The following is a 22,681-nucleotide window of genomic DNA, read 5'->3' as shown; positions in this document are numbered from 1 at the left end:
GGGCGCGAGTGTGTCACCCCCGCTGAGTGACGGTCATGGGGTCAAACCGGATTCAGGGCGTGATTTGCGTGCAGATTGACACGGCCGGCGTCAGCGCGCGCCCAGCCCCGTGCACCACTGCTGCTCGCAGGGCACGCCGTCGTGGTTGCCGTCCATCTGCGTGCCCAGGCAATGGTTGATGAACCAGGTGGCTTCGGCGCAGGACGTCATCTGCGAGCAATGCGTGCGGCCATCGCAACGGTAGCCCGCGCCTGGCGCCGCCGGTGTGGTCGGTGTAGCCGGTGTGGCGATTGGCGCAGGTGTATCGGCCGGTGCCTGTTCGAGCTGCCAGCGATGGCCGGCCTGCTGAACGTGGCGGTAGCCCCAGGCGGCCCCGACGACAAGCACGACGGCCAGCAGCAGGACGCGCGGCAAGCGCCAGTCGCCACGTTGGCCTGCACCCGACGCGCCCTGCGGCCGCGACCGGGGTGCCGGCTGGCCCACCATGCTGCGCACCACGTTCACCGCTTGCGGCCGGCCGTCACGGCCAGGTGCGCGCTCGAAGCTGACGGTCTCTCCGGCCACCGGCTGGGTGCCGTCGCGCGGGAACGCGCTGATGTGGACGAACAGCTCCGGCCCGCCCTGCGTGGGCGCGATGAAGCCGAAGCCGCGCTCGTCGTTCCACGAGCGCAGGATGCCTGACGATCTCATGCAGCGGTCTCCCTGACCTTGGATGTTGTCCCTGCATGATGCCGCCAGGCGGCCGCGCTTGTCAGCCGGGATGCACCGAGGGACGCGTCTTGTAGAAGGTCATGGGCTCCGCCTTCAGCTGCTTCAACACGTTCCTGCGCATCGCGCCCACCACGTGCATCTCGCAGGGCTTGCAGTCGAAGCGCAGCGTCAGCGTGTCTTCGCCGTGCGTCAGCGTCAGCGGCTCGGCGCGCACGGTGCCCTGCACACCGGTCACGCCCTTGGCCTGCTTGGGGCACAGGCTCAACGACCAGCGCACGCAGTGCTTGGTGATCATCAACGGCACCTCGCCCAGCTCCTCGTGGCTCTCGTAGGCGGCGCCGACGACCTTGACGCCGTGGCGCGCGTAGAACTCGGCGGCGCGGGTGTTGTACACGTTGGCGAGGTAGGTCAGCGTGTCGTCGGGGTAGGGCGCGGGCGGGTCCACCGGGGTGTCGCGCGGCAGGCGCTCGAACGCGGCGTCACGGGCCGCTTCCAGCGCCTTGACGCCCTCGCGCCGCAGCGCGTTGAGCTGGCTGGCCGGCAGGAACAGCGGCTCGCCGCGCATCGCCAGCCGCACGCGGCGCGCCGTGAAGATCGTGTCGCCCAGCCTGGCCAGGCCTTCCTTCAGCTGCGCGTCCGCCTGCTTGCCGTCGCGTGCCGGCTCGTGGGCGTGGGGCAGCTTCACGGACGCCTTCACGCCGGTCTCGTCCTTCAGCGTCAACTCGAAGCCGCCGTTCACCTGCGCCAGCGTCAGGTCCACCGCGATGCGGCGCTCGGCGCTGGGCTTGGCGAGCAGGCGCTCCCAGGCCATGTCGCGGTTGCGGCAGACCGCCGTGCCGGGGAACAGGTCTTTCAGGTCAGCAAAGCGCTGATCCTTGGCAAGGTTGGGTTCGACGCGCCACAAGGTGCCGCCCAGCGGCGTGGCCACGTTGACCGGCACGCCCTGCAGCTCGCCCTGGCGGTCCCACCAGGTCAGCGCGTCGCCGTTGTTGACCACCCGCGTCGCGTCACCAGTGTCGAGGTCGAAGTCCTCGGGGCCGACCCGCCTCACGTCGCCCAGCGGCATGCCGGCGTGTTTGGGGCTGTCGAAGGCGCCGATGTCGATCTTGCGGCCGGTGACGAAGTAGTCGGTGCCGCCACGGTTGAAGGCCTGCTCGGGCTCTGGCGTGAACGTGAAGGCGCAGCGGCCATGGCCCGTGCGGCCCAGCTCGGGGCGGCGGTCGATGATGGCGTCCAGCAGCGTGCGGTAGTGGGCCGTCACGTTCTTGACGGTGGCCATGTCCTTGTAGCGGCCCTCGATCTTGAAGCTGCGGATGCCGGCGTCGATGAGCGCTTCGAGGTTGGCGCTCTGGTCGTTGTCCTTCAGGCTCAGCACATGCTTGTCGTGGGCCACGATGCGGCCCTTGGCATCGGTCACCGTGTAGGGCAGGCGGCACTCCTGGCTGCAGTTGCCACGGTTGGCGCTGCGGCCCGTGTGCGCATGGCTGATGAAGCACTGGCCGCTGTAGGCCACGCACAGGGCGCCGTGCACGAAGAACTCCAGCGTCGCGTGCTGCACCTGCTCGCGGATGGCGATGATCTGCTTGAGGTCCAGCTCGCGGGCCAGCACCATCTGCGAGAAACCCACGTCCTGCAGGAAGCGCGCCTTCTCGGGGGTGCGGATGTCGGTCTGCGTGCTGGCGTGCAGCTGAATGGGCGGCAGGTCCAGCTCCAGCAGGCCCATGTCCTGCACGATGAGGGCGTCCACGCCGGCGTCGTGCAATTGCCACGCCAGCGTTCGTGCGCCTTCAAGCTCGTCATCGCGCAGGATGGTGTTCATCGTCACGAACACGCGCGCGTTGAAGCGGTGTGCGTGGCGCGCCAGGCGGGCAATGTCCTCGATGGGGTTGCCGGCTTTGTCGCGGGCACCGAAGCCGGGGCCCCCGATGTAGACGGCGTCGGCGCCATGGTTGACGGCCTCGATGCCGATGTCGGCGTCACGGGCGGGGGCGAGTAGTTCGAGTCGAATCGGCTGGGGGGCGGGCATGCGCAATTTTACGAAGCCCGCCCGAGGGGAGGTGATGCCATGTTGCCGCGCAACATGACTCGTAATAGGCTCGCCCGCACAGATCAACGACACGCATGGGAGGGGGCATGACCCACTGGATTCGGCGCCTGGGTGTGGGCGGCAAGCTGGCGATCGTCGCGGTGGTGTGCGCGTTGATGGGCCTGATCCCTTCGGCGCTGTACCTGCGCGTGGCGCTGGAGGCCGAAACCCAGCTGAGCCAGGAGACCGCCGCCATTCCGGCGCTCTCGGTGGGCCTGAAGCTGGCGCGGTTGACCGCGCAGCACCGCGGCCTGGCCAACAGCCTGCTCAACGGCGACGCCACCGCCGAAGCCAAGCGCAGCGACGTGGCCCGGGCGCTGCTGGCCCTGAAGGACGCCAGCCTCGACACCACGAAGGCCGCGCTACCGCCCGCGCTGCTGAAAGACCTGCAGGACTACTGGCGCACGCTGGAGCCACTGATGGCCGAAGTGGGCAGCCGCCAACCGACGGCGGCCGAGAGCTTTCGCCGCCACACCGAACTCATCGACGGCCGGCTGGCCTGGATCAACGAAGGCGCCGTGGCCTCGGGGCTGGTGCTGCACCCGATTGCGAGCGGCTACTTCCTGCAGGACGCCGCGCTGCTGCACCTGCCGCGCAGCGCCGAGCTGCTGGGCCGGCTGCGCGGCGCCGGCATGGGGCTGCTGGCCAAGGGCTCGCTGACACCGGCCGACCGGCAGCGCCTGGCGGTGCTGCTGGAGCGCGCGCTGCTGGACCAGGCCAGCGCCGACCAGGCCATCGCCCGCGCCCAGGTGCCCGGCGCCGAGGGCGAGCAGCTCGCCTCGCTGACGCGCGCGCTCGGCGCGCGGCTCACCGAGGCACGTTCGCGGGCGCAGCAGGGCATCATCGAACCCGAGTCACCGCAGCTGAGCCCGCAGGACTGGTGGGCCGTCACGACGGCCGCGATCGATGCGCAATTCGCGCTCGGCGATGCCGCCACCCAGGCGCTGCAACGCGACCTGTCAGCCGCGCTTTCGAGCGGCCGCCGGGCCATCGCGACGAGCCTGGGCGTCATCCTGGCGCTCGCCGCACTGGGCGGCTGGCTGCTGTGGACCATCGCCCGCCAGACCTCGCGCTCGGTCGGCCGTGCGCTCAGCATCGCGCAGGCCGTGGCCGGCGGCGACCTCTCGCGCCGCGCCGAGGTGGACCGCCGGTCCCGCGACGAGGGCGAGCGGCTCACCATCGCGCTGCTGGACATGGCCCGGCAACTCAGCGACGTCGTCGGCACCGTGCGCAGCCGCGCCGAGCAGGTGGCCAGCGCCAGCCAGCAGATCGCGGCCGGCAGCGCCGATCTGTCGGCGCGCACCGAGACGCAGGCCGCGGCGCTGGAGCAGACGACGGCCTCCGTCGACACCGTGCGACAAGGCCTGGAGCATGGCGCGCAGCAGTCGGGCCACGTCGCCGGGCTGGCCGCGGAGGTGCGCCAGCTGGCGGAGTCCAGCGGCAGCACGGTGTCGGCGCTGGCCGGCACGATGCGCGACATCCTGACGAGCTCGCAGAAGATCGCCGAGATCATCGGCACCATCGACGCCATCGCGTTCCAGACCAACATCCTCGCGCTCAATGCCGCCGTCGAGGCGGCGCGTGCGGGCGAACACGGCCGCGGTTTTGCCGTCGTGGCCAGCGAGGTGCGGGCGCTGGCCCAGCGCGCCGCCGCGTCGGCCAAGGAGATCCGCACGCTGATCAGCGCCAGCGTGGAGCGCGTCAGCACCGGGCATGAGCAGGGCGAGGAGGCGACCGCGCTGATGCAGCGCGTCGTCGACGCCGTGGCCCGCGTGGCCGGCGTCATCGGCGAGCTGAGCACGCTGTCGCGCGATCAGCACCTCAGCATGGACGAGGTCGGCGCGGCCATCCACCAGATGGACGACACGACGCAGCAGAACGCCGCGCTCGTGGAGCAGAGCGCGGCCGCCGCGGAGAGCCTGCATCGCCAGGCCGAGGCGCTGCGCGAGCTGATGGCCGGCTTTCGCACCGTCGACGGCTGAACCCGCCGGTGCAGCCGCTTCAGACCGGCTGCGCGTCGACGCCCTCGCGGCCCACCACCTCCAGCCGCGTCTCGCGCCGCCAGGCGTCTTCGCTGGCCGGTGCGTCGCGCGGCGACAGGCCGTTGCTGCGCACGGCGCCCACGAAACCATCACGGCCACGCGCCTTGGCGGCGTAGAGGGCCGAGTCGGCCAGGCCGAGGCAGGCGCGCCAGTCCCACAGCCGCGGGTGGCGCGGGTCCAGCGGGAAGGCGCAGAAGCCGATGGACACCGTCACCGGCACCGTCTCACCGGGGCCGATGTCGAAAGGCCGGTCGCGCACGGCCGCGCAGACGCGCTCCGCCAGCTCGGCCGCGTCGCGGCGGTTCGTCTCGCGGGCCAGCACCAGCACTTCCTCGCCGCCCCAGCGCACCAGCGAATCGGTCTCGCGGAACACCGCGCGCAGCCGCTGCGCCAGCTGCACCAGCACGGCGTCGCCCGCGGCGTGGCCGTGCTGGTCGTTGATGCGCTTGAAATGGTCGAGGTCCAGCAGCATCAGCAGCAGGTCGGCATCGTCGCCGGGGCTGGGTGCTCGGCCATCCGGGCCGGGTGTCTCGAAGCGACGCAGGCACAGGCTCAGGTCGTCGTCCAGCCGCATCTCCAGGTAGCGGCGGTTGCGCAGGCCGGTCAGCGTGTCGGTGAGGCTGAGCTCACGCAGCTCGGCCGTGCGCTCGTCGACCAGCTGGCGCAGCTCCACCTCGTGGCGGCGCAGCTGGCGCGTGCGCCAGCGCGTCCAGGCCCACACGGCCGCCCCCGCCGCCAGCGCGGCGGCGATGCGCGCCAGGTCGGTTTCCCACCAGGCCGGCGCCAGCTCGACGGGCAGGCTCAGCACGGGCCCGTTCCACAGCGCCTGGTGGGCCGTGGCGCGCACCTGCAGCGTGTAGCGGCCGGGGCGCAGCGGGCCGAAGCTGGGGTTGCGGGCTGCAGCGTCCACACGCGTCCAGTCATCGTCCAGCCCTTGCAGCCGGTATTCGTAGCGCAGGCGAGCGGGGTCGGCATAGTCCAGCGCCGCGAACTCCACCGCCAGCGTGCGCTTGCCGGGCGGCAGCCGCAGCGCCTCGCCCGCCACGGGCGGTGCCACCCAGGCCTGGCCATTGACGCGCAGGCGACGGATGAGCAGCGGCGGGCTCGGCGGGTCGCCCTGCCAGGCCTGCGGCTGCACGCGCAGCAGGCCGCGGCTGCCGCCGAACAGCAGCGCGCCACCCGGCAACTCGGCACTCGCAAAGAACCAGAAGCTGCCGAAGTTGGCGCCCTCGGCAGCGCCGAAGCCATCGAGCCGGTCGGTCTGCGGGTCGTAGACGTACAGCTGGCTCCAGATGCGGCCGCGCGCGTCCTCGTGCAGATGGCCACCGAACACGCCGTCCACGCCATGGCGCTCGCTGATGCGCTCGAAGCGCGCGCGGCCCTGGGCATCCCAGCCCTTGAGGCGGTGCAGGCCGACGGCCGTGGCGTCCACCCACAGCGTGCCGTCACGCGCCCACAGCAGCGCCATGACGGCCGGGCTGCCCAGCGCTTCGCCGGGCGCCTGCGGCACCGGCTCCAGGCTGCCACCACCGGCCTCGCGCTCGCGCAGCAGGCCGGGCTGGCCGCCCACCCACAGCCGGCCGTCCGGGGCTTCGCGCAGCACGTAGATGCCGCCGTGCAGCTTCTCGTCACCCTGCGCATGAACACGCGCCAGCGCGGTGGCGCCGGGGCCGGCGAGGCGGTACAGGCCCTCCTGCATGCCCAGCCACACGCTGCCGTCCGCACGCACCAGCAACTGCTGGGCGCGGCCACCGTCCAGCGGCCAGTCGCGCAGCAGGTGGCCGTCGGCGGCGCGGTGCTCCAGGCGCCCGGCCGCGGCCATCCACAGGCTGCCGTCGCCGGCCTGCGCCATGATCTCCACGGCGCTGTGGCGCTCGCGCGGCCACTCGCCCAGCGTGGCGAGGTCGTGGCCCGGTCGGCCGTCCAGGCGCACGACGTGGCCGGTCTGCGTGGGCGCCAGCACCTCGCCGTTCTTCAGCGCCAGCACGGCCCGCACGTCGGCCTCGGCCAGCGGGCTGGCGGGGTTGGCATCGGGCCCACGCACGGCCAGCGCCGGGTGGCTGAGATGGCGTTGCAGGCCCAGCCCGTAGCCGCTGACCCACATCGCGCCGCTGTGGTCGCGCAGCAGGCTGCTGATGTCGTTGCCGGCCAGGCCCATCGCGCGGCGTGGGTCCTGGCGCAGCCGGGCGTCGATGGCGCCGCTCGTCTCGTCGATCCAGAACACGCCGTTCTTCGTGCCCACCCAGAGTCGGCCGTCGCCCGCGTCGGCCAGCGCATGGATGGGCAGCCCGAGCGTCTGCACCCAGCGCACGCGGCCCTGCTCAACGACGCCGAGGTGGCCGTCCTGCGTGCCCAGCCACACCCGGCCATCACGGGCCTCGGCCAGCGCGAGCACGGGCGCGCCGCCGGGCAGGCCCGGCAACACCAGCGGCTGCCAGGCCTCACCGACGCGCCGTGCGAGGCCCCGCCAATGGCCGGCCCAGACGGCGCCATCCGCCGCCGCCAGCAACGCCAGCACGCGCGTCTCGGCCTCGCCCTGCACGGTCAGTGCCTGCGGCGTGACCTGGCGGGAGGCCGGGTCGTAGCGGTACAGGCCGCGGCCGATGGTGCCCACCCACACGGCGCCGTCGCGGCCCTCGGCCACCGCACGGATGGGTGACTGCGGCGCGTCCACGGCCTGGCGTTCGGCGCGGTCCAGCCCGGGGTCGTAGGCCACCAGCCCCAGGTACTCGGTGCCTATCCACATACGCCCGCCGGCCGACGGCGCCAGCGCGCGCACCCAGCCCAGCCCCCGCGGCGCACCGGCGTCGCCGGCCAGCTCGATGGGGCGCAGCCGGTAGCCGTCGTAGCGCATCAAGCCCTTGCTGGTGGCGACCCACATCAGGCCCTCCCGGTCCTGCGCGATCGCCGGCACCGAGTTCTGCGGCACGGCCACACTGCGGAACTGCACCTCCAGCGGGCCCGCGCCGGGCACGGCCTGGGCTGGCCCGCAAGCCAGCAGGAAACACAAGGCGCCGGGAACCAGGGAGCCACGAACTAGGGGGTTGAACATCGAGGCGCATCCTAAGTGCCGCCGCCACGGGTGCCGCCCAAGGGGCGGACGGCGCGGGCTCAGGGCAGCAGCCGGTCCAGCACGGCGCGCGGGTCGGCCATGAACTCGCGCATGACGCGGTGGTGCGCCGTGTCGTGGACAGCCACACGCTGGATGCCGTCAGCGTCGAAGCGATAGACCCAGGCGTCGGGGTAGGCCATCAGGATGGGCGAATGCGTCGCCATGACGAACTGCGACCCCTGCCGCACCAGCTCGTGCATGCGCACCAGGGCGTCGAGCTGGCGCTGCGGCGACAGGGCGGCCTCGGGTTCGTCAAGCAGATAGAGGCCACGGCCGCCGAAGCGCTCATTGAGCAGCTTCAGGAAGGATTCGCCGTGGGACTGCTCGTGAAGGGAGCGCCCGCCGTAGGCACTGATGACGCTCGCGCCGCCAGGGCCTTCGTCCAGCCGCTCGATCTCCGTCGCGACGTTGAAAAAACTCTCGGCGCGCAGGAAGTAGCCATCCCGCCACCGCTTCACGCCCTTGGCCACGCGCAGGTATTCGTGCAGCACCGAATGTGAGGCCCGCGTGCCGAAATTGAAATTGCGGCTGCCGCCCTCGGCGTTGAAGCCCAACGACACGGCCAGCGCCTCCAGCAGCGTCGACTTGCCGGAGCCGTTCTCGCCGACGAAGAAGGTTACCTTGGGGTGCAGCTCCAGCCGCTCGTCCAGCGAACGGATGGCCGGCAGGTTGAACGGGTAGCGGTCGAAGGACTCGACCTTGTCGCGTTGCAGGGCGAGGTGGAAGACGAATTGGGAGGCGAGCATGGGTTCGCGCGTTCGCAGACTGGAACGGGCAACTATGCAGGAGCGGCGTTTCAGGCCAGGCCCATGCCGGGATTTCGCCGCAGGCAAATCCCGGCGCCACGCTCACGCGTCAAGCCACCGCCGCCACCGCATGCTCCAGCAGTGCATCACCATCAGAAGCATGGTGCCTTCGGCAGGTTGCAAGGCAAGGTGGAAGACGACTTGGCTGGCGAGCAGGGCGAGCCTCAGCCCGCCGCGCACAGATGTTTGTACTTCTGCGACCAACAAGTCACCTCTGGTGCATAGGCAATCAACAGCAGCCCCAGCGCCAACGCCGGAATGACAAAAAACGCCTTCGCTGTACCACGCACGCGCCCCAGCTCTTCCTTGCCTAACCGAATTGGCAGCTCCTTGACGAACAGGGACCAGACAACAGCAAGAACCCACAGCAGGCCAAAGGCCCGCATGTAGGCGATGGGCCCGCCGAAGTGGTCCGCCGCGAGGAGGAAGATGACGCAGGCAATAACGCCGACAGATTTCATGGCGCCCGGAGATGAACTGAGCCGCAAGCCTATCGCACGCGTCAAGCCACCGCCGCCACCGCATCCACGACAACCCGCCCATCCAGCAACCGCACCGTCCTCGACGCCTGCGCCGCATGCTCCAGCGAGTGCGTCACCATCACGAGCGTCGTGCCTTCCGCGTTCAGCTCGCGCAGCAGCCGCATGACCTCCGCACCATGGGCGCTGTCCAGGTTGCCGGTCGGCTCGTCCGCCAACAGCAAAGCCGGCCGCGCAGCGATCGCGCGGGCAATGGCGACGCGCTGCTGCTGCCCGCCGCTCAACTGGCTGGGCCGGTGGCTGGCGCGGTGCGTCAGGCCCAGGCGCTCCATCACCTCGGCCACACGCGCTCGCCGCTCGCGCGCCGGCAGCTCGCCATACTCCAGCGCCAGCGCGATGTTCTCGGCCACGGTCAGGTCGTCGATGAGGTTGAAGCTCTGGAACACGAAGCCGATGCGGCCGCGGCGCAGCGTGTTGAGTTGCTTCTCGGTCCAGCCCGCCACGTCGTGGCCGTCGAACCAGTATTCGCCGCCGCTGGGCGCGTCCAGCAGCCCGAGGATGCTCAGCAGCGTGGACTTGCCGCAGCCCGAGGGCCCCGTGATGGCAAGGTACTCGCCGGCCTCGATGTCAAGGTCGACGCGGTCCAGCGCCGTGGTCTCGATGTCGCCGGTGCGGAAGGTCTTGCTGAGGTGCTTGAGGGTGAACATGGTCTATTGAAGCTCGATGGCTGAAGCGCCCACGAAGGCGCGGTAAGGGGAGACGACGACGAGCTCGCCGGGCTGCAGGCCGCCGAGGACTTCGATGACGCCGTCGGCGCGGCGGCCCAGCTGCAGCGGGCGGCGCGGCGCGTGGCGGCCGTCGGCGCCCAGCACGAAGGCCCACGCGCCGCCGGTGTCGGCATAGAAGCCGCCGTCGCGCAGCAGCAGCGCCGGCTTGGGCTCGCCCAGCGTCAGCCGCACGTCCAGGCCCTGGCCGACCTGCAGCGGTGGCGGGTCGGCGTCAAAGGCCAGCTCGACGCTGAAGCGGCCGTCCCTGACCTGCGGATCGATGCGGGCGACGTGCAGCGCGTGCTCGCGGCCGTCGTGCGTCAACGTGGCGACCAAGCCTTCGCGCACGCGGCCGAGGTGGAATTCGTCGAGACGCAGCTCCAGCTTGAAGCGGCCCAGGCTGTCCAGCCGCGCGATGCGCGTTCCGCTGCGCACGCTCTCGCCGACCTGCAGCGCCAGCCCCGTCACACGGCCGGCCACCGGCGCACGCACGGCCAGGCCCTCGCTGGCGGTGCGCATCGCGTCCAGCCGCTTGTTGAGGTCGGCCACGGCGCGCTGCATGGCCTGCACGGACTGCTCGCGCACCGCCAGCTCCTCGCGGCCGTCGGCCTGCTGCTGGGCGAACAGGCGCTCGGCCATCGCCAGCTTGTCGGCCGAGTCCTCCAGCGCCGACGGCGACAGAAAGCCCTGCGCGGCCAGCCCGCGGTTGCGCTGGTGCAGGCGGCGCACGCGCTCCAGCTCGAACTCGCCTTCCGTCAGCGTGCGGCGCTGCGCCGCCTGCGCCTGCATCCACGCGGCGCGCAGCGTCGAGAAGTTGGCGAGCTGTTGCGCCGCCTCGCTGCTGCGCGCCATCAGCTCCTGCGCGCGCTGCGTGCTGTTCAGCACGACCAGCAACTGGCCCGCCTCGACGCGCTCGCCGTCTTTCACCAGCACCCGCTCGACGCGCCCGTCCTCGGTGGCGTCCAGCAGCACGGACTGCAGCGGCTGCGCCGTTGCGCGGCCGACGACGACGTCGCGAAAGGCGCCGGCCTTCGCGGCGGCGATCTCGACATCGGCCCGCGACACCGGCACACCGCGCGGCCAGTAGCGCACCAGCGCTGCGGCGGCCGCCAGCGCGACGACGACGGCCAGCGCGATGAGGCCGTAACGGCGCGGCGCCTTCACGCGGCGGTCCATCGCGGCGCCGGAGGTCAACACCGCACTCATCAGCCCCGAAGCGCCTGCAACGGCCTCAACGCCAGCGCCGCGCGCAGATGCCTCGCCACGGCCAGCGCCGTGACGACCGCCAGCAGGGCGACGGCGGCGCCCAGCGCCCACAACGAGAACGGCCCCATGGGCGCGCGCTCGGCGAAGCCGGCCAGGTAATGCTCGGCCAGCCAGGCCGCCAGCGGCAGCGCGAAGACGCAGGCGGCCACCAGCACGCCGCAGAACTCGGTCGCCAGCAGCCGCGCCACCGCGCCGGGGCCGGCCCCATGCAGCTTGCGCAGCACGATCTCGCGCTCGCGCAATCGCAGCGAATAGGCGGCCAGCGCGTACAGGCCCACCGCCGCCAGGCCCAGCGCCACCAGGCCGACGAAGCCGGTCAACTGGCCGATGCGGGCTTCGGACTCCACCTGGCGGCCCAGCTGCTCGCGCAAGGCCAGCACCGGCGGCGGGTCGTCGGGATAGGCCTCGCGCAGCGCCGCCGCCAGGCGCTCGCGCGTGCGAGCCGGGTCGCGGCTGTGCACACCGATGACACCGCGGCCAACCTCGACGCGCGGCTGGAAGACATGCGGCGCTGCGGCGTCGCGTACGCCTTCCAGACGCACGTTCTCGACAACGGCCACGATGGTCTGCGGCGCGCCGCCGCCGGGCGGCCGGGCCAGCACCTGCCCCACGGCAGCCTGCGGGTTGGCGAAACCCAGTCGCGCAACGGCCGCGCGATCCAGCACGATGGCCTGGCCGCCCTGCTCGGCCACATGGTCGGCCGACAGGCGGCCGGCCAGCAACGGCACGCCATAGAGCGTGAAGTAGCCAGGGCTGATCTGGTCGCCGCCACGCAGCGTCACGCGCCGACCGTCGGGGCCGGTGTAGTCGGACATGGTCTGGCGGAAGGCGCGGCCCGGCACGTCGCTGGAGGCGCTGGCCTGCACGACCTCGGTCCAGGCCTGGATCTGGCGCAGCAGCAGCGACGCGCGCGCGGGCGGGCTGCCGAAGGGCAGGTCGAAGGCCAGGCGATCGTTCACGTCGATGCCGCGCGGCAGCCTTGCCAGGTGCTGGTGCTGCCACAGCACGACGATGGCCAGCGCCGCCAGCAACGCCGCGCCGGCGAACTGGGTCACCGTCAGCGCGCGGCGCAGCCAACGTGCCGCGCGGCCCTCGCTGTGCTGGCGGCCGGCCAGCGATGCCTGGGCGCTGACGCGCATGGCGATGGCAGCCAGCGGCAGCGCACACAGCGCCGCGATGACGACACCCAACGCCACCACGGCCAGCAGCGCTTCGGGTGCCAGCGGGCTGACGTCCAGCCGATGCTGCATCAGCGCCTCGAAGGCCGGCGAGCCCCACCAGGCCAGCAGCAGCGCCAGCCCCACCGCGAGACCCACCACCGCCAGCGCCTCGAAGAAGAATTGCCCCGCGAGCGCCGCCGCGCCGGCTCCCAGCGACTTGCGCAGGCCGATCTCGCGCTGGCGCACCAGCGTGCGCACGCTCCACAGGTTGACGAAGTTGATGACGGCCAGCGCCAGCACGGCCGCCGCTGCGGCGACGACGCCGAAGACCTGCAGCCGCCGCGCCGGGCTGCCGGCACCGTGCAGCGCGCGCTGCGTCAGCGGCATAGCACGCAGATTGCCCCACCAGGCACCATCCTTCAGCAAGTCCGGCAGCGGCATGCCCTCGGGCAAGGGTTGGCGCTGCAGCAGCTGCTGGGCCAGCGCGGTCAGCCGGTCCGCATCAGCGCCGGGCGCCAGCCGCGCGAACAGCTTGCCGGACGTCATGGTCCAGGAGCTGCCCTCCTCCTCCAGCAGCGTACGCGCCGGCGCGGAACCGAAGCCCGCCAGCGCCTGGTAATCGCCCAACACGCCGTCGACGGCGGGGTCGGGCAGCAGCGCCATGACGGTGAGGCGCACGGCGTCCTCCTTGCCGTCGACGACCAGCAGGCTGGCGCTGACCTGGCGGCCGATGACGTCTTGCGTGCCGAACAGCTTCTCGGCGCCGGCCACCGTCAGCACCAGGCCTTCGGGGCGGGCCAGCGCCGCGGCCAGGTCACCACGCAGGGGCCGCATGCCGAACAGCCCGACGATGGCGGGGTCCACCAGGCTGGTGGGCAGGCGGGCGCGGTGCGGTGCGCCACTCTCGTCGGCACGCAGCACCAGCATGGTGGTCATCTGTTTGCTGCTGGCCAGCAGCGGCGCGCCAGCTTGCACCAGCGCCGCCTGCAGCGCGCCGCCGGGCACCTCGTCCCACCACTCGCTGTAGCGGCCACCCGGCTCACGGACACGGAACTCGAAGCCGATCAGTTGCTCCGGCGCAGGCGCATCGGCATCGGCCCAGACCAGTCCGCGCACGAAGGCGCCGGCCACCAGGCACAGGGCCAGGCCCAGGGCCAGGCCGACGACGACCAGAGCGCTCTGCGCTGGGTCGGCGCGCAACTGGCGCCAGGCAAATTTGAGGGGTGTGAGGCTGGGCATGGGCGCTTCAGTGCAAAAGCCGGGCCAAAGCGCCGGCCCCAGGGAAGAGTCCGCTCAACGGCCGGCCGCCGTCCGCTTGCGGACAGCCGCACTGTCCGCTTCCGGACACCGCCTTGCCGGCGCGGACAGCGGGCGCCTACAGTCGCGCCCTTCCATGCCCGGCATCCTCATCCTCGACGACGACCCCGACGTGGCGCTGGCCGCGCGGCTGGCGCTGCGCAAGCTTGCCGCCGTCACCGTGCGCCATTCACCCGACCAGTTGGCTGCGGCGCTGGACGAGATCCGGCCCGACGTGCTGCTGCTGGACATGAACTTCACACCCGGCGCCAGCGATGGCGCGGCCGGCCTCGCGCTGCTGCGCGAGGTGCTGGCGTGGTGTGACCCACCAACCGTCGTCGTGATGACGGCCTATGCCGGGGTCGAGCTGGCCGTGCAGGCCCTGAAAGACGGCGCGGTGGACTTCATCACCAAACCCTGGGCCAACGAGCGGCTGGTCGCCTGCGTGCAGGCGGCGCTGGCGCGGCGGGCGCCGGCACCGGCGGTGGGCGAACTGCTGGGCGACTCGGCGGCGATGCAGGGCTTGCGCGCGCAGATCGCGCAGGTGGCACCCAGCGAGGCCAGCGTGCTCATCCTCGGCGAGAACGGTGTCGGCAAGGAGCTGGTGGCGCGCGCGCTGCACCGCGCATCCCGGCGCGCCAGCGGACCGCTGCTGGCCGTGGACATGGGCTCGCTGCCCGAGGCGCTGGTGGAGAGCGAGCTGTTCGGCCACCGGCTCGGCAGCTTCACGGATGCGCGCGAGTCCAGGCCCGGTCGCTTCGTCGCGGCGGCGGGCGGCACGCTGTTCCTCGACGAGATCGGCAACCTGCCGCTCGCCAGCCAAGCCAAGCTGCTGGCCGCGCTGGAGCGCCGCGAGGTGACGCCACTCGGCAGCGACAAGCCGGTGCCGGTGGACGTGCGCGTGCTGGCGGCCACCAACATGGCCGAGTCCGAGCTGTTCGACGCGCGGCGTTTCCGGCCCGACCTGCTGTACCGCCTCAACACCGTCGTGCTGCGCGTGCCGCCGCTGCGCGAGCGCGGTGCCGGCGACATCGCGCAGCTGCTACGCCACTACCTCGCGCACTTTGCGCAAGGCCGACCGGCGCGCGACATCGACGCCGGCGCGCTCGCGCGCCTGGCTGCCTACCGCTGGCCCGGCAATGTGCGCGAGCTGCGCCAGGCCTGCGAGCGGGCGACCCTGCTGGCGCGCGGGCCGCTGTTCACGTTCCCGGATTTCGGCCTCGTTGCCCCAACCGTGGCCGCGCCCGAAGAGCCCACGCTGGATCTGGAGCGACGCGAGCGCGAGGCTGTGCAGGCCGCGCTGGCCCAGGCCGACGGCAACATCAGCCAGGCCGCCAAGCTGCTGGGCGTGAGCCGCGCGGCGCTGTATCGCCGGCTGGACAAGCATGGCCTCTGACAAGGCTCGCACCGCCGTCGCTGCGCTGATGCTGGCCGCCAGCGCGGCCGGCGCGGGCGCGTGGTGGGACTCACCGCGGCTGCTGGTGGCCTGCGCGCTCGTCGGCCTCGCCGCTGCCGCGGTCGGCTGGGCCGGGCTGACCCGTCTCGCCCGCCGGCCCGCGCCTCTGCCGCCCGACCCGCCACCCGCGCCGCACCCCGACCTGGACGCAGCCCTCCAGCACGCGCCGCTGGCCTTGTGGCGCTTCGTCGCCGGCAGCCCGCCGCTGGCGCTGAACGCCGCTGCGCGCCGCCTGGTCGCACCGGGCCGTGCCGTGGACCCCGCAGCGCTGCTGGCGCTGCTGGACGCCGGGCCCGGCCGGCGTGTCGTGACGCTACCCACCGAACATGGCGAGGAGCGCGCGGTGCTGGCCGTCTCGGCGCTGACGGTGCAGGGCCAGGCCTGGCGGCTGGCGGCGCTGGCGCCCATCGAGTCGGAGCTGGAGACCGAGGCGCTGGGCGCCTGGCGCCAGCTGGTGCAGGTGCTGACGCACGAGATCATGAATTCGCTGACGCCCATCGCGTCACTGGCCGGCAGTGCGCCGGCGCTGCTGGAAGCCGGCGAACACGACGAACTGCAGGCCGCATTGGCGACGCTGGCGCGGCGGGCAGCGCATTTGCAGGGCTTTGTCGAGCGCTACCGCAGCGTCAGCCAGCCACCGCCACCGACGCTGGCCGACACGCCGCTGCTGCCGCTGCTGCAGGCCGTGCAGCGCCTCGTCGCGCCGGCCTGGGAGGCGGCGGGCGGCACGGTGGCGTTGAGCATCGACCCCGAGACGCTGACGCTGCGCACCGATGCCGCCCAGCTGGAGCAGGTGCTCATCAACCTGGCGCAGAACGGGCTGCAGGCCTGCGCCGGCCGGCCGGCACCGCAACTGCAGATCGAGGCCCGGCTCAGCCGGGGCGCACGGCTGCGGCTGACGGTGGCCGACAACGGCCCCGGCGTGGCGCCGGGGCTGGAGCAGCGCATCTTCACCCCGTTCTTCACCACTCGTGAAGGCGGCAGCGGCGTGGGCCTGGCCGTCGTACGCCAACTGGTGCATGGCCTGGGCGGCACGGTGCGGCATGCCCGGCGGCCCGGCGGCGGCGCCTGCTTCGTGCTGACGTTCTGACGTTCTGACGCCGGCGCATCGGCCGGACCAACATGTAATTGCATGCAATGTCCGGCACAAGCCGCGTGCATGCCTGCAATCCTGAATGGTGACCAGGGGTCGCGGGTGATAGGCTTCCCGCCCAAACACCCCGGGATGGAGTCGATGTTTCACGAGTTGCAGGAGTTGCTGGGCGCCTATCTGATGCCGCTCATGGTCGCGATCACGCTGGCCATCATCGTGCTCATCGCCGCCTTCAAGCGCACCGACTACCGCCCACCGCGTGACTACACGCCACCGCAGCGCTCGCCTGGCGCCGAGCGTTCGCGGGCCGATCCCGCGCCCGTGGCGTTGCCACCGCTGCCGGGCCTGCCCGGTGCCGGCGGCCCGTCGATGGCCAGCGCGTTCGTGATGGCGCCATCGCCGATGCAGGCGCCCGCCGTGCCACCGCCGCCTGCCCCCAAGGGCCCGCCGGCCGTGCTCGTGGCGGACGATTCTGCCGTCGTGCGCACCAAGCTCAAGCGGCTGCTGGAAGGCGCCGGCTTCACGGTCGTGCAGGTCAACGACGGCGCCGAGGCGCTGGCAGAGCTGGAGAAGCGCCCCGAGATCATGGTGCTGATCACCGACCTGGAAATGCCCAACAAGGACGGCTTCGAGCTGATCGCCGACGTGCACGGCACCATGGCGACCGAAGACCTGCCCGTCATCGCGATCACCGGCCATGACGAGCTGCATGGCCGCGTGGGCCAGATCGAAGGCGTTTACGGCATCTTCAAGAAGCCCTGGAATGACCGCGAGCTGCTCAAGCGCGTGCAGTCGCTGATGCACGTGCGCTATGCCGGCAACCGGCGCGGGCGCCGTCAGCCCGACTTCCGCCCGCCGGCCACCAGCGCCTGAGTCTTCGGCCGGCCGACGGCCCGCGCGCCTTCAGGGCGCCGCAGATTGTTCAGCGTCCCGAACGCCACGCCCGGGGGCTCAGCACGGCGGCCGCGGCAGCCAGTGCGCAGGCCAAGGCCAGCACGGGCAAGACCTGGCGCGTGGCGGGGTCGAACAGCAGCCCGGCGGCCCCCAACGCGGCACTGCTGACCAGCGCGTCGCTGAGCTGCAGCGACGACGTGTTGGCCCCCTGCTCCTCGGGCGCCGACAGTCGTAGCAACAACACCGACAGCATCGGGAACGACAGCCCGATGCCCAGGCCCACGCCGATCCAGCCGGCCAGCGCCAACCACGACGGCAGCGCCGCCACCCACCCCGGCGCCATCACCACGCCCAGCCCCACCGCTGCGACGGCGAAGCCGGCCGGCAGCAGGCGGCGGCGCAGCGCCTCGTCCTGCACACGCGCCTGAACGGCGCTGCCGATGCTCCACGTGACGGCGCCGGCACTCAAAGCCATGCCAGCCTGTGTGAGGCTCCAGCCGAACTGTTGCGTCAGCAGCAGCGGCAGGAAGGCTTCCGCACTCGCGAACGCCGCCGCGATGAAGCCCCGCAACAGCACCACGGCAGGCAGGCCTCGCGCCGCCACGAGCGTGCCGGCAGGCAGCAGCCGGCGCGCGGCCAGCCACGCGGCCGCAGCACCCAGCGCGAACAGCAAGCCCGCACTCACCCCCTCGCGCTGGCTGGCGCCATGCAGCATCAGCGCGCCGGCACTGGCCAGCACGGCCCAGCGCAGGCCGTCCCAGCGCAAGGCCTCACCCGTGCCGGGGCCAACGCGCCGCAGCGCCGGCAGCATGGCCAGCGCCGCCACCGGAACGACGGCCGCCACGGCCAGGAAGACCGAACGCCAGCCGACCCACTGCACCAGCCCGGACGCCAGCGCCGGCCCCAGCAGGCCCGGCAACACCCAGGCGCCGGCAAACATCGCAAACATGCGCGGGTGCAGCCGCGCCGGCACGACGCGCCCCACGCCCACATAGAGCGCCACCCCCAGCACGCCGGACCCGAGCCCTTGCAAGGCGCGGCCCAGCACCAGCACGCCCATGGACGTCGCCAACCCCGCCAGCAGCAGGCCCAGCAGGAAGGCCGCCAGCCCCAGCAGCGACGCGCGGTAGGGGCCGCGCTTGTCACACAGCTGCCCGGCCACGGTCATGCCGATGACCGAGGTGGCCAGCGTGGCGCCGAAGGCCAGCGCGTAGAGCGGCAGGCCGTGCAGCGCCTCGGCCACCGCCGGCATCGCGGTGGCGACGGCGATGGCCTCGAACGCCAGCATGGAAATCAGCGCCACGGCGCCCAGGCAGGCCGCACGCCGGCCGGGCGCGAAGAGCCCTTGTGCATCGACAGCAGCGGGATGTTGAACGGGATCGGACAGATTCATGGAGTGCAGGCTAGAAGCTCAAGCCCACTTCAAGTCAAGCAAGCCTTTGGAGCGCAAGGGACAATCACGGCATGTCCCTTTCCGTGTTGCACTGTGCCTCAGCCGGCTTCGAGTCGGCCTGCCGCATTCCAGCCCTGCCCGCCAGCCACCGCAGCCATGGGCTGCATGGCCACAGCTATTTCGCCACCGTGCGCACCGCGCTGCCGCCCGGCTGGGCGCCGTTCGCCGGCGCCGAGGTGGAGGCGCTGCGGGCCCGCATGACCGAGACCGTGGCGCCGCTGGACCACACCCTGCTGAACGACCACCTGCCCGAGCCCACCGACGAGAACCTCGCGCGCTGGGTGCGTGAACGCCTGGCCGTGCCGGGCATCGTGCAGGTCGGCGTGCAGAGCACCACGCACAGCGGTGTGGATCTCGACGGCGCCGGCCACGCCCACGTGTGGCGGCGCTACCGCTTCCAGGCCGCGCACCAGCTGCCCAACGTGCCGGCGGGCCACCAGTGCGGCCGCATGCACGGCCATGGCTTCGAGGTCATCCTGCACGCCAACACCGACCTGGGCGAGCGCGACCTGTCCATCGACTACGACCACCTCGACGAGGTCTGGGCGCCGCTGCACTTCGCGCTGAACTACCGCTGCCTGAACGACATCCCCGGGCTGCAGAACCCCACCAGCGAGAACATCTCGGCCTGGCTTTGGGCGCAGCTGAAGCCGCAGCTGCCGGAACTTTCGTGGGTGACCGTCTACGAGACCGGCTCCAGCGGCGCCAACTTCAACGGCCAGAGCTACCGCATCTGGAAGGAGATGACGCTGGACAGCGCCGTTCGCCTGCGCCAAGCGCCCGCCGGCCATCCGCTGGCTGGCACGCATGGCCATACCTTCACGCTGCGCCTGCACCTGGCCGCGCCGCTGGACCAGGTGATGGGCTGGACAGTGGACTTCGGCGACGTGAAGACGCTGTTCAACCCCATCTTCAAGCGGCTGGACCATCACCCGTTGTTCGAGATCGCCAACTTGCCGGATGGCGATGCGGCGTCCATTGCCGCGTGGGTCCTGCGCGAGGGCGGCAGCGTGCTGCCGCAGATCGACCGCGTGGACCTGTACGAGACCCGCGGCTCCGGCGCCATCGTCAGCCGCGCCGACTCCGAAGAATTGATTCCCGTATGACGTACAGCGTTAAAGAACTCTTCTACACGCTGCAAGGCGAGGGCGCGCAAGCGGGCCGCGCCGCCGTGTTCTGCCGCTTTGCCGGCTGCAACCTGTGGACCGGCCGCGAACAGGACCGCGAGAAGGCGGTCTGCACCTTCTGCGACACCGACTTCGTCGGCACCGACGGCGAGGGCGGCGGCAAGTTCGCGACAGCCGAGGCGTTGGCCGACACGATTGCCAAGGCCTGGCCGGGCGGGGGGCGTCCGTACGTGGTGTGCACGGGCGGTGAGCCGCTGCTGCAGCTGGACACGCCGCTGATCGACGCGCTGCATGCGCGCGGCTTCGAGGTCGCCGTGGAGACGAACGGCACGCAACCCGCACCGCCGGGGCTGGACTGGATCTGCGTCAGCCCCAAGGCCGACGCGCCGCTGGTGCTGACGTCGGGACACGAATTGAAGCTCGTCTACCCGCAACCGCTGGCGCCACCGGAACGCTTCGCAGGGCTGGACTTCCAGAACTTCTTCCTGCAGCCCATGGACTCGGTGCTGCAGCGCGACCACACCAAGGCCGCCGTGGCCTACTGCATGGCCCACCCGCAGTGGCGGCTGTCGGTGCAGATGCACAAGGTGGTGGGCATCGCGTGAGGCCGCCTCGGCGGCAGCCCCGATGAGTCCGGGCCGGCTTCAGTTCTGGATATAGCGCTCGAACACCGCCGCATAGTCCTTGCGGCTGAACTTCTCGAGCACGACGTTGTTGACCGTGTTGAGCAGCGACACGTAGTGGCGGCTCACCGCCTCTTCGCTGACTTCCTGCCCCAGCTTGAACATCTGGCCGGTCACGCCGAGACATTGCATGGCGATGTCTCGGGCTTGCTCATCGCGCTCCTGCAACTTGCCGATGCTGTGCAGCGCCTTGTAGAGATCCTTCAGCTGCTCGATGAAGTTCTTGCGCACGTCGATGCTGAAGGGCTCGCCGGCGCCAATGCGGAACTTGATCTCCACATCCATATCGATGGTGCCGGCGGTCTCCAGCGTGACGTGGCTGATGCGGTGGCTCAGGTAGTCATAGCGCTTGATGACGCGCTTGGACGACACGGCTGACTCACCATCCACATGCACCAGCGCGAGGTTGGTGAAGCAGTACTCGTCCTTCTTGGACTTGATGAGGAAGAAGATCTTCTCGCCGTCTTCGCTGAACAGGTAGTCGTCCGCGTCCACCTTGTTGAATTCGGACGCCGGCACGATGACGCCAATATCACTGAGGCCCAGGGCCTCGGAAGCCAGTTTCTTGAACATCGCTCACTCCTCGGAAAGAGGTGCGAGTTTGCCTGCCGCAATGGCAACGAAAGCTGGGCAATAAGAACCCTCCACGCATGGCCCATGGCGCCGCCACCGTTGCGCGCGGCCGCGGGCGGAAACGACAAAGGGCTGGAAAACCAGCCCTTCGGAACAAAGCGATGAACGTTCGCTTGCGTTCAGCGCGCGCGACGGCGGCGTGCCACGGCGCCGAGCAGGCCGGCACCAGCCAGCATCAGCGCCACCGAGCTGGGCTCCGGCACGGCGGCAGCCACACCACTGAAGCTCACCTCGCCGACCGAGTAGGAGTTGTCGCCGTACAGGGCTTGCACGCGAACAAAGCGGAAGGCATCGGCAGACTGCGCGAACGTGACCGGCAGCGTGACCTGGCCGGCACCGACATTGGCGCCCACCGGCTGATCGAACAGGCCGGACGTGGTGAACAGCGTCGTGTAGTTCACGCCATCGGTGGAAGCCGAGAAGCGATAGACATCGTTCCAGTCCAGCGTGACGGTGGCCGAAGACAGCTGATAGGCCTGGTCCAGCTTGAAATCGATGGTGTTCGCGCTGCCATTCCACCAGGCGGCGTTGCTTTGCCAGAAGGTGCTGTTGGCCGGCGTGAAACCATCGGCGGCGAAGGCCGCGTTGTTCACGGCGGCGGAGCTGCCCACCACGGTGACACCTGCGGTGGAGGCCTGCGCAGCGGCGGCCAGACCCAGCAGACCGATGGCGACGACGGATTTCAAAGAAACGGACACGGCAACTTCCTCATGCGATGTTTGACGCGGCGGATCATCCGCGCAAACCCTGGCCCTCCCGCCCCCCGGTGCATGGGGTGCCTCCCTAGGTTGAAGTCACACCAAGCGCGCATGAAGGCGCGCATGAAAAAGGGAGCCGACGGGCTCCCTTTGAGTCATCCAGCGGCCATCGCGGATCCGGCTACGCCGGGCCGCCAATGGCGCCCCCTTGAGGGGGCTGGCGCAGCCAGTAGGGGGTGGGCTTAAAACCGGTAGCCGACGCCGAACTTGATCGACACCGGGTCCAGCGTCGTCTCGATCGTCTGGCCAGTGGACAGGCTGCCGGTGGTCTTGATGAAGGTCTTGGTGACCGACAGGCTCGCCGACCAGTCCTTGGTCAGGTTGTAGGCACCGCCCAGTTCCAACGTGGCACCGAGGCGGCTCTTCATCGACAGCGTGGTCGGGTTGCTGGGCGTGCCACCGGTGATGCCGGACAGCGTGGCCGTGGCCTTGGGCTTGTAGAAGTGGCCATAGGTGAGACCGGCGCCGACGAAGGGGCGGAAGGCGCTGGTGGCTTCACCGAAACGGTACTGACCCAGCAGCGTGATGGGCAGCGACTTGACGCTACCGAGCTTGCCCGTGCCTTCGATGGCACCAGCGCCCACGACGTCGTGCTCGAACGGCAGGCCGATCGGCACGTCGATGCTGATGTTGTCCGTCCAGTAGTACGTGACGCCGCCGACGAAGGAGGTGTCCTTCTTCACGTCGACCTTGGTGCCGGAGAGGCTGGGCGCGGTCAGGTCACCGCTTTGCACGCGCGGATTGATCTGCGTGAAACCACCGTAGACCACGATGCTGCCGGCCGACTGCGCACAAGCGCTGCCCATCGCGAACAGCGCGGCGAGCGTACCGAAGAGGAATTTGGTTTTCATGGAAAGTC

General features: G+C 71.2%; 18 protein-coding genes. 6 read left to right on the top strand and 12 right to left on the bottom strand.

All coding sequences use genetic code 11. From position 1 onward, the window contains the following. Positions 1–90: 90 nt before the first annotated feature. Together ACG00X_RS20030 and ACG00X_RS20025 are read right to left on the bottom strand one after the other, a co-directional pair. Complete coding sequence (locus ACG00X_RS20030) at positions 91–690, bottom strand: cold shock domain-containing protein (protein ID WP_394490799.1); 600 nt, start codon at positions 688–690, stop codon at positions 91–93. Positions 691–751: 61 nt separating this feature from the next. Beyond that, on the bottom strand, positions 752–2,737 hold the full coding sequence (locus tag ACG00X_RS20025) for a peptidase U32 family protein (protein ID WP_394490797.1): 1,986 nt from the start codon (positions 2,735–2,737) through the stop codon (positions 752–754). A gap of 107 nt (positions 2,738–2,844) precedes the next feature. Between ACG00X_RS20025 and ACG00X_RS20020 the strand changes: the two genes are divergently transcribed. Next, on the top strand, positions 2,845–4,779 hold the full coding sequence (locus tag ACG00X_RS20020; protein ID WP_394490795.1) for a methyl-accepting chemotaxis protein: 1,935 nt from the start codon (positions 2,845–2,847) through the stop codon (positions 4,777–4,779). 19 nt (positions 4,780–4,798) lie between these two features. Here ACG00X_RS20020 and ACG00X_RS20015 read toward each other — a convergent pair whose 3' ends face one another. The 6 genes from ACG00X_RS20015 to ACG00X_RS19990 form a co-directional block, all read right to left on the bottom strand. After that, positions 4,799–7,891, bottom strand: a complete 3,093-nt coding sequence (locus ACG00X_RS20015; RefSeq protein WP_394490793.1) for a ligand-binding sensor domain-containing diguanylate cyclase — start codon at positions 7,889–7,891, stop codon at positions 4,799–4,801. A gap of 59 nt (positions 7,892–7,950) precedes the next feature. After that, a complete protein-coding gene (locus ACG00X_RS20010; protein ID WP_394490791.1) occupies positions 7,951–8,697 on the bottom strand; it encodes an AAA family ATPase in 747 nt (248 codons plus the stop codon). A 224-nt stretch (positions 8,698–8,921) separates the two neighbouring features. Beyond that, complete coding sequence (locus ACG00X_RS20005) at positions 8,922–9,218, bottom strand: hypothetical protein (RefSeq protein WP_394490789.1); 297 nt, start codon at positions 9,216–9,218, stop codon at positions 8,922–8,924. Between the two features lie 41 nt (positions 9,219–9,259). Next, positions 9,260–9,943 carry an ABC transporter ATP-binding protein gene (locus ACG00X_RS20000; protein ID WP_394490787.1) on the bottom strand — a complete coding sequence of 228 codons (684 nt, stop codon included), beginning with the start codon at positions 9,941–9,943 and terminating at the stop codon, positions 9,260–9,262. Between the two features lie 3 nt (positions 9,944–9,946). Next, positions 9,947–11,209, bottom strand: coding sequence for an efflux RND transporter periplasmic adaptor subunit (locus ACG00X_RS19995; RefSeq protein ID WP_394490785.1), 1,263 nt, complete (start codon positions 11,207–11,209; stop codon positions 9,947–9,949). Then, positions 11,209–13,668, bottom strand: coding sequence for an ABC transporter permease (locus ACG00X_RS19990; protein WP_394490783.1), 2,460 nt, complete (start codon positions 13,666–13,668; stop codon positions 11,209–11,211). Before ACG00X_RS19990 ends, ACG00X_RS19995 begins: the two co-directional genes overlap by 1 nt. A gap of 154 nt (positions 13,669–13,822) precedes the next feature. On the opposite strand from ACG00X_RS19990, the gene ACG00X_RS19985 reads away from it, so the two are divergent. From ACG00X_RS19985 to ACG00X_RS19975, 3 genes are all read left to right on the top strand, one after another. Next, positions 13,823–15,121 (top strand): sigma-54-dependent transcriptional regulator, encoded by a 1,299-nt coding sequence (locus tag ACG00X_RS19985; protein WP_394490781.1) that lies wholly within the window; start codon positions 13,823–13,825, stop codon positions 15,119–15,121. Next, positions 15,111–16,271 (top strand): sensor histidine kinase, encoded by a 1,161-nt coding sequence (locus tag ACG00X_RS19980; RefSeq protein ID WP_394490779.1) that lies wholly within the window; start codon positions 15,111–15,113, stop codon positions 16,269–16,271. The genes ACG00X_RS19985 and ACG00X_RS19980 overlap by 11 nt, the downstream gene beginning before the upstream one ends. 144 nt (positions 16,272–16,415) lie before the next feature. Next, positions 16,416–17,147: a response regulator gene (locus ACG00X_RS19975; protein ID WP_394490777.1), complete on the top strand. Its 732-nt coding sequence runs from the start codon at positions 16,416–16,418 to the stop codon at positions 17,145–17,147. Positions 17,148–17,196: 49 nt separating this feature from the next. Here ACG00X_RS19975 and ACG00X_RS19970 read toward each other — a convergent pair whose 3' ends face one another. Beyond that, positions 17,197–18,561, bottom strand: coding sequence for an MFS transporter (locus ACG00X_RS19970; protein WP_394490775.1), 1,365 nt, complete (start codon positions 18,559–18,561; stop codon positions 17,197–17,199). Between the two features lie 71 nt (positions 18,562–18,632). Between ACG00X_RS19970 and ACG00X_RS19965 the strand changes: the two genes are divergently transcribed. Beyond that, on the top strand, positions 18,633–19,727 hold the full coding sequence (locus ACG00X_RS19965; protein WP_394490773.1) for a 6-carboxytetrahydropterin synthase: 1,095 nt from the start codon (positions 18,633–18,635) through the stop codon (positions 19,725–19,727). Beyond that, the gene (queE, locus tag ACG00X_RS19960; protein WP_394490771.1) at positions 19,724–20,353 is read left to right on the top strand and encodes a 7-carboxy-7-deazaguanine synthase; all 630 of its coding nucleotides are present in this window, start codon (positions 19,724–19,726) and stop codon (positions 20,351–20,353) included. Before ACG00X_RS19965 ends, queE begins: the two co-directional genes overlap by 4 nt. A 39-nt stretch (positions 20,354–20,392) precedes the next feature. Here the strand turns inward: queE and ACG00X_RS19955 are convergent, their stop codons facing one another. The 3 genes from ACG00X_RS19955 to ACG00X_RS19945 all read right to left on the bottom strand — a co-directional run bounded on the left by ACG00X_RS19955 (position 20,393) and on the right by ACG00X_RS19945 (position 22,673). Next, positions 20,393–21,004 carry a PH domain-containing protein gene (locus ACG00X_RS19955; protein WP_394490769.1) on the bottom strand — a complete coding sequence of 204 codons (612 nt, stop codon included), beginning with the start codon at positions 21,002–21,004 and terminating at the stop codon, positions 20,393–20,395. 179 nt (positions 21,005–21,183) lie between these two features. Continuing rightward, positions 21,184–21,762, bottom strand: a complete 579-nt coding sequence (locus tag ACG00X_RS19950) for a PEP-CTERM sorting domain-containing protein (protein WP_394490766.1) — start codon at positions 21,760–21,762, stop codon at positions 21,184–21,186. 242 nt (positions 21,763–22,004) lie between these two features. Then, on the bottom strand, positions 22,005–22,673 hold the full coding sequence (locus ACG00X_RS19945; protein WP_394490765.1) for an OmpW/AlkL family protein: 669 nt from the start codon (positions 22,671–22,673) through the stop codon (positions 22,005–22,007). Positions 22,674–22,681: the final 8 nt, after the last annotated feature.

The organism is Pelomonas nitida, assembly GCF_043555975.1.
Classification (GTDB): Bacteria; Pseudomonadota; Gammaproteobacteria; order Burkholderiales; family Burkholderiaceae_C; genus Pelomonas; species Pelomonas nitida.
The sequence above is the reverse complement of the archived record's forward strand: the minus strand, read 5'-3'. Positions and strand labels throughout refer to the sequence as shown.